Below are 13543 nucleotides of genomic sequence, written 5' to 3'. Positions count from 1 at the left end.
TCGTCGTCACCGGGCTCGGCGCGACGACGCCTCTCGGTGGAGACGTCGCCTCGACCTGGTCGGCGCTCCTCGCCGGTCAGTCCGGGGTACGCGACGCAGACTCAGCCGGTCGGCTTGACCAGCGGGAACAGGATGGTCTCGCGGATGTTCTTACCGGTGAAGGCCATGATGAGGCGGTCGATGCCGAGCCCCATTCCACCGGTGGGCGGCATCGCAAATTCCAGTGCGGTGAGGAAGTCCTCGTCAAGCTGCATGGCCTCGGCGTCCCCGCCCGCGGCGAGCAGGGACTGCTCGGTGAGGCGGCGGCGCTGCTCGACCGGGTCGACCAGCTCCGAGTAGGCGGTGCCGAGCTCGGTGCCGAACCCGATCAGGTCCCACTTCTCGGTGAGGAGCGGGTTGTCACGGTGCTGGCGGGTCAGCGGGGAGGTCTCCACCGGATAGTCCATGACGAACGTGGGCTGGATGAGCGTGTGCTCGACGAGCGCCTCGAAGATCTCCTGGACGAGCTTGCCCTGGCCCCACTTGGCATCCCAGTGGATCTCCCGGGCGTCCGCGAGCTTGCGTACGTACTCCAGGGGCGTCGCGGTGGTGATCTCCTCGCCCAGTGCCTCCGAGACCGACCCGTAGAGGGTGATCCGCGGCCACTTCGCCAGGCCGAGGTCGATCTCCTGCCCCTGGTGGACGACCACGGAGTGGCCGAGGGCCGCCACGACCGCCTTCTGGATCATCCGCTGGGTCAGGTCGGCCATGTCGTTGTAGTCGAGATACGTGCCGTAGGCCTCAAGCATCGTGAACTCGGGGTTGTGCGTGGAGTCCGCGCCCTCGTTGCGGAAGTTGCGGTTGATCTCGAAGACCTTCTCGATACCGCCGACCACGAGCCGCTTGAGGTAGAGCTCGATCGCGATGCGAAGGTAGAGCTCCATGTCGTAGGCGTTGATGTGGGTCTTGAAAGGCCGGGCCGTGGCTCCGCCGTGGATCGGCTGGAGCATCGGCGTCTCGACCTCCAGGTAGCCCTCCTCGTGCCAGAAGTCACGGATGGACCGCACCACGGCGCTACGGGTGTAGGCCAGCTTCCTGGCCTCGTCGTTGACGATGAGGTCGACGTAGCGCTGGCGGACCCGCGCCTCGGGGTCGGTGAGCCCGGCGTGCTTCTCCGGCAGCGGGCGCAGGCACTTCGAAGTGATCGCCCAGCGGTCGGCGAGGATGGACAGCTCCCCCCTGCGGGAGGTGATGACCTCACCCTCGATGCCCACGTGGTCGCCGAGGTCGACGTCGCGCTTCCACGAGGCCAGTGCCTCCTCGCCCACCTTGTCCAGGGAGATCATGACCTGGAGATCGCCGGAGCCGTCGCGGATGGTGGCGAAGCAGAGTTTGCCACCGGTCCTGGACAGCATCACGCGGCCGGTGACACCCACCTTGTCGCCCGTCGCGGTGTCAGCGGAGAGATCGGCGTATTTCTGACGGATCTCGGCGTTGGTCGCGGTGCGCGGGAAGTTCACCGGGTAGGGGTCGACGCCCTCGGAGCGGAGGCGGTCGAGCTTCTCCCGGCGCACGCGCATCTGCTCGGGCAGATCCTCGGCGGGGTTGGTCACTTCATCGGTCACAGTTCCAAAGGGTACCGATGTGGCGAACCTCGTGAGGTCGCCGACCGCCGGAGGCCGGAGAGGACTCCAGGGCGCCGCGGTGCTCTCCGGGAACACCGCGGCGCCCGCCGGCCGCGGCACCGCGCTCAGGGCGGTGTCACGACGCTCCCGGGTGGCGTCGCGGCGCTCTCGTGGGTGTCACGGCACCGGTGTCACAACGCTCTCAGGTGGCGTTGCGGTGGTAGATCAGGCGCAGCCCGATCAGCGTGAGCCAGGGCTCGTGCATGTCGATCGAGCGCGCCTCACCGGCCACCAGCGGTGCCGCGCTGCCGGTGGCGACCACCGTGACATCGTCGGGGTCGGCGGCGAGCTCGGCCGCCATCCGCTCGACGATCCCGTCCACCTGACCGGCGAAGCCATAGATGATGCCGGCCTGAAGCGCCTCGACGGTGTTCTTGGCGATCACGGAGCGGGGGCGGACCAGCTCCACCTTGTGCAGCTGCGCTCCCGCCGCGGCGAGCGCGTCCACCGAGATCTGGATGCCGGGGGCGGTCACCGCGCCGACGTACTCCCCCTTGGCGGAGACGGCGTCGAAGGAGGTCGCGGTCCCGAAGTCGACGATGACGCACGGCCCGCCGTACAGCTGGATGGCCGCCAGCGCGTTGACGATGCGGTCGCTGCCGACCTCCTTCGGGTTGTCCATCCGGACCGGCACCCCGGTGCGGACGCCCGGCTCGACGATCACCGCCGTCACGTCGCCGTAGTAGCGGCGGCACATCTCGCGCATCTCGTTGAGCACCGACGGGACGGTGGAGCAGATCACGATGCCGTTGACGTCTGTGCCCTTGAGCAGCGGTGACTGCCCGAGCAACCCCTGGAGCACGACGGCGATCTCGTCCGCCGTACGCCGGGCGTCCGTGGCGATCCGCCAGTGCTCGATGACGTCCTCGCCCTCGAAGAGGCCGAGAACGGTGTGAGTGTTGCCGACGTCAATGGCAAGCAGCATCAGTTCCCCCGAAGGTCCAAGGCGATGTCCAGCGCCGGTGCCGAGTGTGTGAGCGCGCCCACGGCAAGGTAGTCGACACCTGTTTCGGCCACATCACGAGCGAGTTGGAGGGTCAGCCCTCCGCTGGACTCCAGCCGCGCCCTGCCGTCCACCAGCCGTACGGCCCGTACCAGCTCCTCGACCGTGAAATTGTCCAACAGGATCTCCTCCGCTCCCTCAGCCAGCACCGGCTCGATCTGGTCGATCCTGTCGACCTCGACCTCGATCGGCAGGCCGGGGTAGGCGTCACGGACCGCCCGGAACGCCTCGGCGACCCCACCGGAGGCCACCACGTGATTGTCCTTGATCAGCGCGGCGTCCGAAAGTGACATGCGGTGATTGATACCACCGCCGCACCGGACCGCGTACTTCTCCAGGGCGCGCAGTCCCGGCAGCGTCTTGCGGCTGTCCCTGATCCGGGCGCCGGTCCCCTCGACGGCCTGGACCCACCTACCGGTCAGGGTCGCGATACCGGACAGGTGGGTGAGCAGGTTGAGCGCGGTGCGCTCGGCGGTCAGCAGGTCCCTGGTGGGACCGGTGACGGTCATCAGCACGTCGCCCCCGGCGACGCGCTCGCCGTCCTTGACCCTGCGCTCGGCCGTCAGACGGCCTCCGCTGAGGTAGGAGAACGCGCCCTCGGCCAGGGCCAGCCCCGCGACCACGCCGTCCGCGCGGGCGACCACGTCGGCGGTGTCGTGTCGGTCCACCGGGATGGTGGCGATGCTGGTGACGTCACCCCCGGCCACGTCCTCGGCCGCCGCGGCCTCAAGGACCGCGACCACCCCGACCGGGTCAAGACCCACCTCGGTGAGATCGTTCTCCACCTGCGGCGGCAGCACGGTCGCTCGCCGCCCGTGCGGTACGTATGTCATGGTCGGTCCCTCCGCTGTCAGGGTCACATCGAGGTGGCCCAGCCACAAGGCGTCGTCTCTCTCGGAAAAGTCCTCGCGCCAGTGCGACCCCCTGGTCTCCTGGCGGGCGCGGGCGGCCGCCACGAGCGCGGAGGCGACCGTCAGCAGGTTGGTGGTCTCCCACGACTCGGTACACGGCTCGACCGCCACCGGGGTCCACCTGAGGTTCAGCAGGGTCCTGGCGGCCTCTCCCAGCGACTCCCGGCTGCGCAGCACGCTCGCCCCCCGGCTCATGTGCCCCTGAATCCTGACCCGGGCCCTGGGATCGATCAGGCCGGTGGGGCGGTCGTCGGGCACCGGCTCGCCGGCTACCGTCCGCCCTTCGCGGGCATCGGCGTGGATGTCGGCGGCGATGCGCCCGGCGAAGACCAGGCCCTCGAGCAGGGAGTTGGAGGCCAGCCGGTTGGCGCCGTGCACGCCGGTGCACGCGACCTCGCCGCAGGCGTACAGACCGGGCACGCTGGTACGGCCGTGCAGGTCGGTGCGGACGCCGCCGCTGGCGTAGTGGGCGGCGGGGGCGACGGGGATGAGCTGGGTGACCGGATCGACGCCGTGCTCCAGGCAGACCGCGTGGATCGTCGGGAAGCGGGTGCGCCACTTCTCCTCGCCGAAGTGGCGGGCGTCGAGATACACGTGGTCGGCGCCGGTGGCGCGGATCCGCCGCATGATCGCCTTGGCCACGACGTCACGGGGGGCGAGGTCGGCCAGCTCGTGGACGTCCCGCATGAACCGGGTGCCGTCCGCGTCGACCAGTACCGCGCCCTCGCCCCTGACCGCCTCGGAGATCAGCGGCTGCTGGCCGCTCGCGTCCTCACCGAGCCAGAACACCGTCGGATGGAACTGGACGAACTCCAGGTCCCTGACGACGGCCCCCGCCCGCAGCGCGAGCGCCACCCCGTCTCCGGTGGAGACGACGGGGTTGGTGGTGGCGGCGTAGACCTGGCCCATGCCGCCGGTGGCCAGCACCACGGCCCTGGCCGTGACCGCGCCCACCCCGTCGCGCTCGCCCACGCCCATGACGTGCAGGGTCACCCCGGCGGCGCGCCCCTCGGCGTCCTTGAGGAGGTCGAGTACGAGGGCGTGCTCGATCACCTCGATCCCCGACTCCCGGACCGCCGCCACGAGTGCCCTCTGCACCTCGGCCCCGGTGGCGTCGCCGCCCGCGTGCACGATGCGATCGCGCCGGTGGCCACCCTCCCTGGTGAGCTGGAGCTCCCCGGCCTCGTCGGTGTCGAACCTGGCGCCCATCGCGATCAGGCCGCGCAGCGCGTCGGGCCCCTCGGTCACCAGGACCCGGACGGCCTCCTCGTCGCAGAGGCCCACCCCCGCGAGGAGCGTGTCGGACAGATGCTCGGCGGGGGTGTCCCGCGGATCGAGCACCGCGGCGATGCCGCCCTGGGCCCAGCGGGTGGACCCGGACGACAGGACGTCCTTGGTGACGACCAGGACCTTCGCCTCGGAGTCCAGGTCGGCGTATCGCAGTGCCAGGGTGAGACCCGCGATGCCGGAGCCCACCACGACCACGTCCGCCTGGACCGTCCATCCCGGAGCGGGAGCGGTCAACCTCTGGGGTATGGCCGGGATGCTCATTGCCGCCTCCTCGCGGAGTCATAGAGGCCGTTCATTTCGTCAGCGTGACGATAACGCCATCCCCGGCGCGGCTGTTCCCCGGGGTAGGACATTTCACTCACTCCCGGAACCACAGTGCCTCTGGGCCGTGGGCGGCCGGAACGGGAACCCACCGGCGGGAGATTCGCACGCGGGTGAGCGGTGCACCCGCCTGCCGGGCGCACGGCGACCCCCGCGCGAAGAACCGGGCACCACCGCGTCGCGGGAGAGCCTCCGGAACTCAGCGCAGGGTGAGCGTGACGTTGTCGATCAGCCGGGTGGACCCCACCCGCGCGGCCACCGCGAGGATCGCCTCGCCCGCGTGGTCGTCGCCGACCTCGGCGAAGGTCGCGGGGTCGACCAGGACCAGGTAGTCGACGGCCAGCGACGGCTCGGCCGCCAGAACGGCGAGCGCGGCCCGGCGGATCTCCGCCGGCGTGCGCTGCCCGGCCCCCGCGTTCAGAGCGCGGGACAGGGCCAGACCGGCCACCCGGTCCTCCGGCGACAGGTAGCGGTTGCGGCTGGACAGCGCCAGCCCGTCCGGCTCGCGGACCGTGGGCGCCCCGACGACGGAGACCGGCAGATTCAAATCGGCGACCATCCGGCGGATCATCGCGAGCTGCTGGGCGTCCTTCTGCCCGAACACCGCCACGTCCGGCTGGACCAGGTTGAACAGCTTCAGCACCACGGTCAGCATGCCGTCGAGGTGCCCCGGCCGGAACTCTCCCTCGACGATCGAGCCCATCTCCCCCGCGGAGACGCCGACCTGCCTGTCCGGCAGGTACATGTCCTCGACCGACGGGGCGAACACCACGTCCACCCCCTCGGCCTCGCAGACCTCCAGGTCGGCATCAAAAGTACGGGGATAACGGGAAAAATCCTCGTTTGGGCCGAACTGGAGCGGGTTCACGAAGATGCTCACCGCCACGTGGGCCGCCCTCTGCCGGGCCAGCCGGATGAGCGAGCGGTGTCCCTCGTGCAGCGCGCCCATGGTCGGCACGAGCGCCAGCGCGCTCCCGCCCCCGGAGGCACCCACGCCGATCCCCAGGGCCTCCCGGGCCTTGAGCAGCCCTGCGCGGTCGTCCGCCACGATCAATGGAACCTCCCGGGGGTGCTCCGGCCGGCCGGCCGGAGAGGGGTGACGTTCATCGAAATTCCTGGAGAGTGGAGACCCCCGACCTCAAGCGTACGGAGAGAGAGAACAGCACCGACCGGCTCCCCTCCGTCAAGCCGGCCTCAGGTCCATACGTTGCCCCCCAGGGCGTCCAGAAGGCGTTCGGCGGCCTCGGGCTTGAGTAACCCGGCCGCCAGCGCCCGGTCGGCCGTGAGCCTGGCGAGCGCCACATAGGCGTCCGCGGCCTCCGGGGCCGCGAGGATCAGCGCGTCCACGTGCCTGCGGACGGTACCCGCGTCACCGCGCACCACCGGGCCGGTCAGCCCCGAGATGCCGAGCCTCAGCACGTTCTCCAGCGCCGCGCCGAGCAGCGGGCCGAGCATCCGTCCCGGCTGCTCCACGCCGATCTTCCCCAGCAGCTCGGAGGACTCCGCGATGAGCGTCACCATGTGGTTGGCCGCTCCCGCGAGGGCCGCGTGGTAGAGCGGCCTGTCCTTGTCGGCGATCCAGACCGGTTCACCCTCCATCTCGATGACGAGGGCCTCGGCCACCGGGCGGAGCCCTTCGGGCGCGGTCACCCCGTAGGAGATGCCGGTGAGGCGGCGCAGGTCGTCGTCACGGCCCGTGAAGGTCATCACGGGATGCAGCGCCAGCGGCAGCGCTCCGGCCTTGATCGCCGGATTGAGCACGGCCAGGCCGTACGCGCCGCTGGTGTGCGCCACCAGCTTGCCCCGCAGGTTCGCACCGGTCTCCACCAGGCCGGAGACCAGCTCGGGCAGCACGTCGTCGGGGACCGTCAGCAAGACGAGGTCCGCTCCGGCCACCACGTCCTCGGGCCGTACGGGGACGAGCCCGAGGCGCTCGACCGCACGCTCCCTGGAGGCGTCGGAGACACCGCTCGTCGCGACGATCCGGTGTCCCGCCCTGACGAGCGCCGCGCCGAGCGCCGAACCGACCCTGCCCGCTCCAACCACTCCGACGGCCAGCCGTGCCGGGCGATCGACTGCGTCCATGACGTCACGTCCTTCGACCATGTGGGGCTTCGTGCCTGATTGACCAGCGTAACGGGCCGCGCCGCCGCGACCGCGTCAAGACGCGGGTTCCGGCGCGACGGCCCTGTTCCAACCCCGGGAGCCCGGAACCGGGCCCCCGAGAGCATATGAGACCCGCCAGAGGGCCGGAGAGTCCGGCTCACCCGGCGATCCAGGTGACAGCGCGTCAACCCCGCCGAGATCCCCGAACCGGGCGACACAGACCGTACGGGTCCGCGCAGAGCCGGAAAACCCGGCCCACACGGCGATCCAGGTGGCGACGCGCCGACCTGGCATCAACAAAGATCATGCGAGCCGGTGACAGAATGCAGTCATGTGCTCAGCCGAAGCGTCAGCGCGAGTTGATCTCGTTCCTCCGCCTCGGCGGGTAGCGTCTGAGAGTGTGTGGCTCACCTGGCGCGCCGCGATGGAGCACGCGCTCTACGGCGAGAGCGGTTTCTACCTCCGCGAACGACCCTCCAGTCACTTTCGGACCTCGGTCGGCGCCTCCCCCGTCTTCGCCGAGGCCGTGCTGCGCGAGTTGACCTCGGTTGACGAGGTGCTCGGCGGCCCCGAGGTGCTCGACCTGGTCGACATCGGCGCCGGTGAGGGCTTGCTGGCGGCCGGGGTGCTCGCCGCCGCACCGCCCGCGCTGCGGTCGAGGCTCCGAGTGACCGCGGTGGATCTGGCGGCCAGGCCGCCGGCGCTGCCCGAGGAGATCGTCTGGGTAAGGGCCGCGCCGGACGGGATCTGCGGCCTGGTGATCGCCAACGAGTGGCTGGACAACGTTCCCGTCGACATCGTGGAGCAGACCGCCGACGGACCCCGGCTGGTCCTGGTCAACGTCACCGACGGTGAGGAGCGGCTCGGTGGCAGACCGGCCGAGGCGGATCTCGCGTGGCTGGCCCGCTGGTGGCCGATGCGCGCCACCGGTGAGCGGGCCGAGATCGGCAGGCCACGCGACCGGGCCTGGGCGTCGGTGATCGTACGGTTGGCACGCGGCCGGGCGGTCGCGATCGACTACGCCCACTCCCTGGCCGACCGGCCGCCGTACGGCACGCTGGCCGGATACCGCGACGGGGCGATGGTCGCGCCGGTGCCCGACGGCTCGTGCGACATCACCGCCCACGTGGCGCTCGACGCCTGCGCGGCCGCCGGCGAGAGCGCCGGGGCCGTCACGACGGCGCTGACCACGCAGCGGGAGGCGCTGCGCGCCCTCGGCGTCACCGGGAACCGCCCGCCGGTCGAGCAGGCCAGGATCGACCCGCGCGGCTACCTGCACGCCCTCGCGCGGGCCTCCGAGGAGGCGGAGCTGATCGCCCCCGGCGGCCTCGGCGGCTTCGGCTGGCTCTCCCAGACCCGCCCCTGAAAAGACCGCCCACCCGTGGCGAACATCTCGAACGATCGCCCCCGACCCGCCCCTGAAAAGACCGTTCGGTCCCGGTGAACACCTCGAACCGATCGCCGCCGGGGCCCGGCGGCTCCGTCCGGCTCCGAAGGGGCCAAAGGACGACCTTCGACGACCGCCGGGCCGGGGGAAGGTCGCGGCCTTCCCGGTTTCCTTCGGAAGTGGCCCGATCCACCCGCCGGGGGGAGACCAAGCAAAGATCCTTTCGCCTCGTAGGGTCTATGCCATGAGCACTTCCCCGACACACGCCGTTCCCGCCGAACGCATGGCCTCTCTCCAACTGGCCGTCCAGAACTCCGCCGCCTTCTGGACGGCTCTCGCCCAGACCCGGGGAAGCGAGCTGATCCGCCGCCCCGGCTTCCTCTGCTCGGACGGACGCGAGCGCGGCGGGCTGCGGATCCTGCTGCTCTCCCCGGACCCCGGTCCGGACGATCTCGCCGAACTGACGGACCTGGCCCGGCGCCGGCTTTCCGACGGGGTCGTCGTCGAGGATCCGTTCGGCTCGGTCGACATGAGCGCTCTGGGCCTGCCCTCGGGACGGCTTCCCGTCATGATCCGCCGCCCCGGTCCGCTCCCCGCGCCACCGGCCGTGGAGGTCACCCACGTGGAGACGGTGGAACAGCTGCGGACCGCGGAAGACATCGTGGTCCACGGATTCCCGCTGACCAACTTCCAGCCCTACCGCCCGGGTGACGCCTTCTCCAAGGACCTGCTGGGCCACCCTGGAGTCGATCTGTTCCTCGCCGCGCGGGACGGGGTGCCCGCCGGGGCCTGCATGACCGTCGTCGACGGTACGGTCGGCGGGACCTACTGGGTGACCACCCTGCCCGAACACCGCTCCCACGGAGTCGGACGGGCGCTCATGCACGCGGTCCTGGCACACCTGGGGGACCTCCCCGCCACCCTGACCGCGGCCAAGGCCGGCAAGCCGCTCTACGACTCCCTCGGCTTCGACGCCATCACCGACGCGACCTGGTGGATGTGACAGGGCCCCGGGCAACGGAACCCCGCCTGAGAGCCGAGCTGCGGGACCGGTCAAAAGTACGGCCGAGACGGTGCGAACCCTGCTTTTGACCGATGCCCGGTACCGAACCGGGCCCGCAGGATGCCCCCATGTCACACGAAGACTCCCCTCCGGTGCTGAAGGCCGAGCATCCGGCCGGGCATCAGGGCAGCGGGCCGGCGCGCCCGCGTCGGACCGACGGCCGAAAAACCCCCACGACGTCCTCCCCCGGCCGCCCGCGTATCGCCGCGCTCGACGTACTGCGCGGGTTCGCGCTGTGCGGGATCCTGCTGGTCAACGTCAAGCCGATAGCCAACGTCGACGTCGGCCACGTCGTCGTGGATTCGCCGGCAGGCCCGGAGGGCGCGTGGCTGGGGCTGCTCGTCGATCAGCGCTTCTTCCCGATCTTCTCCCTGTTGTTCGGCATCGGCTTCGCACTGCTGCTGAACTCCGCCACGGACCGCGCCGCCGCCCCGCGGACACTCCTGCTCCGCCGGCTCCTGGTGCTGCTCGGGATGGGCCTGGCACACATGTTCCTGCTGTGGCGGGGCGACATCCTCACCGTCTACGCCGTCATCGGCCTGCTGGTGCTGCTGCCCTCGACCTGGCTGCCCCGGTGGGCCGTGGCCGGCCTCGCCCCCGTGCTCCTCGCGGCACCGTTGATCGCCGGCCAGAACGGGATCGTGCTGGTTCCCGGGCTGCTCCTGCTGGGCTCGGCCCTGGTCAGGTACGGAGTGATCGACCGGATGGAGCAGTCCACCCGGGTACCGGCCGTGCTGGGCCTGGTCTTCGCGGCGGGGGCGGTGCCCGCCCTGTGGTGGCAGGTCGGCCTGGCCGGCGACACGAACGACCCGGGTTTCGGCCTCTCGATGGCCGTGGCCGGGTTGCTGCTCGCGGGAGTGTACGTGTGCGTACTGCTGGTCCTGCTCAGGACTCCGCTCCGACCGGCGCTGCGGGCCGTCTTCGCACCGCTGGGCCGGATGGCGCTGACCAACTACCTGACCGCCACGATCCTGGTGCTGGCGACCGGTCACGTCCTTGGCGGCTCGCCGGAAAGCTGGTCCCTGGCGACCGTGTTCCTGATCGCCGGCGCCATCCTCTCCGCCCAGTGGCTCCTCTCCACCCTCTGGCTACGCCGATACCGCTACGGCCCCCTCGAATGGCTCTGGCGCTGGGCCACCTGGGCCCAGCGCCCGCCCTTGCGCCGCTCCCCCTGACATCACCGCGCGCGAGCCGGTTCAGACCCGCACGTCGAGGGCGGTGAGGCCACGGATGACGTACCCAGGGCCCCAGCCGGGCTCGGTGGCGAGTTCCAGCTTCGGCGCCCTGCGGAGCAGGGCACCGAAGGACTCGATCAGTTCGATCCTGGCCAGGGGGGCGCCCAGGCAGAAGTGGATGCCCGCGCCGAAGGAGATGTGCGGGTTGTCCACCCGGCCGACGTCGAAGCGGTCGGGGTCGGCGAAGACCTCGGGGTCCCGGTTGGCCGAGCCGAACAGCAGCGCCACCTCGGTGCCGCGCGGGATGTCCACCCCGCCGACGGTGATGTCCTCCAGGACCCAGCGCTCGAACATCTGCAGCGGGGTGTCCCAGCGCATCATCTCCTCGATCGCGGTGGGCAGCAGGCCGTGGTCGGCACGGAGCCGCTCCAGCTCGCCCGGGTTGCGGAAGAGCGACCACCATCCATTGCCCGTGACGTTGACCGTGGCCTCGTGCCCGGCGTTGAGCAGCAGCACGCAGGTACCGACCAGCTCCTCCTCGGTGAGCTTGTCGCCCTCCTCGGCCACCAGGGCGAGCGCGCTGATCAGGTCGTCGCCGGGGTTCGCCCGGCGGGCGCGGGCCAGCTCGACGAGGTAGGCGGAGAACTCCTCGGCCGCGCGTACCGCGGTGTGCTGGGCCTCGACGGAGGGGTTCAGCTCGTACATCCCGCAGATGTCGGCGGACCAGGGGCGGAGCAGGTGCCGGTCGGCCTCGGGCACGCCGAGCATCTCCGCGATCACGGTCACCGGGAGCGGCTCGGCGACCTCGGAGATCAGGTCTCCACCGCCGCGCTCGACGAAACGGTCCACCAGTCCCCCGGCGATCTCGGCGACCTTGGGACGGAGCGCCTCGACCATGCGCGGGGTGAACGCCTTGGAGACCAGGCGCCGGAGCCGGGTGTGCACCGGCGGCTCGACGTCGAGCATCCCGGCCCTGACCACCCGCCAGAACGGGTCCTGGAACTCGGGGTCGTCGGGCCTGCCGAACTCGGCGTGGGTCGCCACGTGCAGGTAGGAGCGGCCGAGCCGACGGTCGCGCAGCAGCGCGTTGACATCGGCGTGCCGGGCGACCAGCCACTGGCCGGTCGGTTCAAAGAAGCTGACCGGCCGCTGCCGCCTCAGCTCGTCGTAGACGTCGTACGGATGGGCGACGAATTCCGGATTCCAGGGATCAAAGCGCACACGGACATCGTAATGTCGCCCCATGCGTCAATTGCCTGTTCCGCCCCCTGGAGCTGGGCAGACGGATGCCCGGTGGCCCCACGACGGGTGAGGGCGCCATCGCCTGGGGCTGAGCCGTCTGCCGACGTTCGACAGCCCGCCACAGGCCGCTACACCTCGGTCGGGCTGTCCGACTTCTCGGGCTGGGCCGTCTTGCTGCGCAGCCGGATGTTCAGCAGCTCCACGATGAGCGAGAAGGCCATCGCGAAGTAGATGTAGCCCTTGGAGATGTGCTGCCCGAGGCCCTCGGCGATCAGCACGACGCCGATCAGCACCAGGAACGACAGGGCGAGCATCTTGATGCTCGGATGCTTGTCCACGAAGCGGCTGATCGGGCCCGAGGCGAAGAGCATCACCAGGACCGAGACGATCACGGCCGCGACCATGACACCGAGCTGGTCGACCATGCCGACCGCGGTGATGACCGAGTCGAGGGAGAAGATGATGTCCAGCAGCATGATCTGGGTGATCACCGAGCCGAAGGAGGCCGCGGCCTTGGCGCTGCCGTGCCCGGTCTTGCCCTCGATGCTGTCGTGCATCTCGATGACGCTCTTGCCCAGCAGGAAGAGACCACCGGCGAGCAGGATGAGATCCCGTCCCGAGATCGGCTGACCGAGGACCTCGAAGAGCGGCGATGTGAGTCTCACCACCCACGACAGCGCCAGCAGCAGCAACAACCGGCTGACGAGGGCCGCGAGGAGGCCCAGTCTGCGCGCCCTGTCGCGCTGCTCGGGCGGGAGCTTTCCGGCCAGGATCGAGATGAAGATGATGTTGTCGATGCCTAGCACGATCTCCAGGGCGACGAGGGTGATGAACCCTATCCAGATCTCCGGGTTGGTCACCCAGTCCAACATCTGAGCCTCCAGCTCGCCCTACTTGATCACTGCCGGCACGACGAGATCCGTCGTTCGGCGTTATTCAGCCACTACCAGGACAAACATCACCCGCCGCCAGGCGCCACCCGGCTCACTGCCCAGACGAACGGGACTCCTCATGAGTTCCCGAACATGAGAGACAGCACTTGCGAATCCCCGCCAGACGTCGGTTATAGTTCCCCCGTAGGTCATGAGTGCCAGTGACAAGCCCCGGCTCGCTGGCCGGCAACCCTCGCGTCCGCGGCGGGGTGCCCCGGGTGAGGACCTGGTCCGGCACGAGGTGTGCCGGACAAGCGCGGGCTCCAGGCACCTATGCCATGGGTTGGGGTCCGATGACCTCGAAGGAGCCCTGGCGTGTCCGCACTGACGATCCTCACCGCCACAGCCGCCGACGCAGTCGACGCGGCCACCCCCACGACCGCCCTCGGGGCCACCCCGGTGACCGTCCCCGCGACCCGTACGTCCGGCGACCGGCCGATTCCCGCCGT

At 70.5% G+C, this 13543-nt stretch carries 9 protein-coding genes, 2 pseudogenes and 1 riboswitch; of the genes and pseudogenes, 4 read left to right on the top strand and 7 right to left on the bottom strand.

Going from position 1 to position 13543, the window contains the following annotated elements:
- Positions 1-92 (top strand): annotated as a pseudogene (locus tag ABZ260_RS32730) (beta-ketoacyl synthase N-terminal-like domain-containing protein); the annotation flags it as partial.
- Between the two features lie 9 nt (positions 93-101).
- Here the strand turns inward: ABZ260_RS32730 and lysX are convergent.
- The 5 genes and pseudogenes from lysX to ABZ260_RS32705 all read right to left on the bottom strand — a co-directional run bounded on the left by lysX (position 102) and on the right by ABZ260_RS32705 (position 7274).
- Complete coding sequence (gene lysX, locus ABZ260_RS32725; RefSeq protein ID WP_355625512.1) at positions 102-1559, bottom strand: bifunctional lysylphosphatidylglycerol synthetase/lysine--tRNA ligase LysX; 1458 nt, start codon at positions 1557-1559, stop codon at positions 102-104.
- A 247-nt stretch (positions 1560-1806) separates the two neighbouring features.
- The gene (locus ABZ260_RS32720) at positions 1807-2589 is read right to left on the bottom strand and encodes a type III pantothenate kinase (RefSeq protein ID WP_355625510.1); all 783 of its coding nucleotides are present in this window, start codon (positions 2587-2589) and stop codon (positions 1807-1809) included.
- Entirely contained in the window at positions 2589-5129 is a 2541-nt protein-coding gene (locus ABZ260_RS32715; RefSeq protein ID WP_355625508.1) for an L-aspartate oxidase, read from the bottom strand. Before ABZ260_RS32715 ends, ABZ260_RS32720 begins: the two co-directional genes overlap by 1 nt.
- 259 nt (positions 5130-5388) lie before the next feature.
- Positions 5389-6156: pseudogene (gene panC, locus ABZ260_RS32710) on the bottom strand (pantoate--beta-alanine ligase); the annotation flags it as partial.
- Positions 6157-6383: 227 nt separating this feature from the next.
- Positions 6384-7274, bottom strand: a complete 891-nt coding sequence (locus ABZ260_RS32705; protein WP_355625506.1) for a DUF2520 domain-containing protein — start codon at positions 7272-7274, stop codon at positions 6384-6386.
- A 421-nt stretch (positions 7275-7695) separates the two neighbouring features.
- Here ABZ260_RS32705 and ABZ260_RS32700 point away from each other — a divergent pair, with 421 nt between their 5' ends.
- The 3 genes from ABZ260_RS32700 to ABZ260_RS32690 all read left to right on the top strand — a co-directional run bounded on the left by ABZ260_RS32700 (position 7696) and on the right by ABZ260_RS32690 (position 10920).
- Positions 7696-8661, top strand: coding sequence for an SAM-dependent methyltransferase (locus ABZ260_RS32700; protein WP_355625504.1), 966 nt, complete (start codon positions 7696-7698; stop codon positions 8659-8661).
- Between the two features lie 265 nt (positions 8662-8926).
- Entirely contained in the window at positions 8927-9685 is a 759-nt protein-coding gene (locus ABZ260_RS32695; RefSeq protein WP_355625502.1) for a GNAT family N-acetyltransferase, read from the top strand.
- A gap of 128 nt (positions 9686-9813) precedes the next feature.
- Positions 9814-10920 carry a DUF418 domain-containing protein gene (locus ABZ260_RS32690; protein WP_355625500.1) on the top strand — a complete coding sequence of 369 codons (1107 nt, stop codon included), beginning with the start codon at positions 9814-9816 and terminating at the stop codon, positions 10918-10920.
- Between the two features lie 21 nt (positions 10921-10941).
- Here the strand turns inward: ABZ260_RS32690 and ABZ260_RS32685 are convergent, their stop codons facing one another.
- Positions 10942-12141 (bottom strand): cytochrome P450, encoded by a 1200-nt coding sequence (locus ABZ260_RS32685; RefSeq protein WP_355625498.1) that lies wholly within the window; start codon positions 12139-12141, stop codon positions 10942-10944.
- Between the two features lie 149 nt (positions 12142-12290).
- Entirely contained in the window at positions 12291-13034 is a 744-nt protein-coding gene (locus ABZ260_RS32680; RefSeq protein WP_355625496.1) for a TerC family protein, read from the bottom strand.
- A gap of 207 nt (positions 13035-13241) precedes the next feature.
- Positions 13242-13357, top strand: a riboswitch (SAM riboswitch).
- Positions 13358-13543 lie beyond the last annotated feature (186 nt).

Origin of the sequence: Streptosporangium sp. NPDC006013 (assembly GCF_040614275.1) — a bacterium.
Taxonomy (GTDB): domain Bacteria; phylum Actinomycetota; class Actinomycetes; order Streptosporangiales; family Streptosporangiaceae; genus Streptosporangium.
The sequence above is the reverse complement of the archived record's forward strand: the minus strand, read 5'-3'. Positions and strand labels throughout refer to the sequence as shown.

Excerpts from the sequence above, each read along its gene's own strand:
- lysX (WP_355625512.1), bottom strand. The coding sequence starts at position 1,559 with ATGCGCGTGCGCCGGGAGAAGCTCGACCGCCTCCGCTCCGAGGGCGTC.
- ABZ260_RS32720 (WP_355625510.1), bottom strand. The coding sequence starts at position 2,589 with ATGCTGCTTGCCATTGACGTCGGCAACACTCACACCGTTCTCGGCCTC.
- ABZ260_RS32715 (WP_355625508.1), bottom strand. The coding sequence starts at position 5,129 with ATGAGCATCCCGGCCATACCCCAGAGGTTGACCGCTCCCGCTCCGGGA.
- ABZ260_RS32705 (WP_355625506.1), bottom strand. The coding sequence starts at position 7,274 with ATGGACGCAGTCGATCGCCCGGCACGGCTGGCCGTCGGAGTGGTTGGA.
- ABZ260_RS32695 (WP_355625502.1), top strand. The coding sequence starts at position 8,927 with ATGAGCACTTCCCCGACACACGCCGTTCCCGCCGAACGCATGGCCTCT.
- ABZ260_RS32690 (WP_355625500.1), top strand. The coding sequence starts at position 9,814 with ATGTCACACGAAGACTCCCCTCCGGTGCTGAAGGCCGAGCATCCGGCC.
- ABZ260_RS32680 (WP_355625496.1), bottom strand. The coding sequence starts at position 13,034 with ATGTTGGACTGGGTGACCAACCCGGAGATCTGGATAGGGTTCATCACC.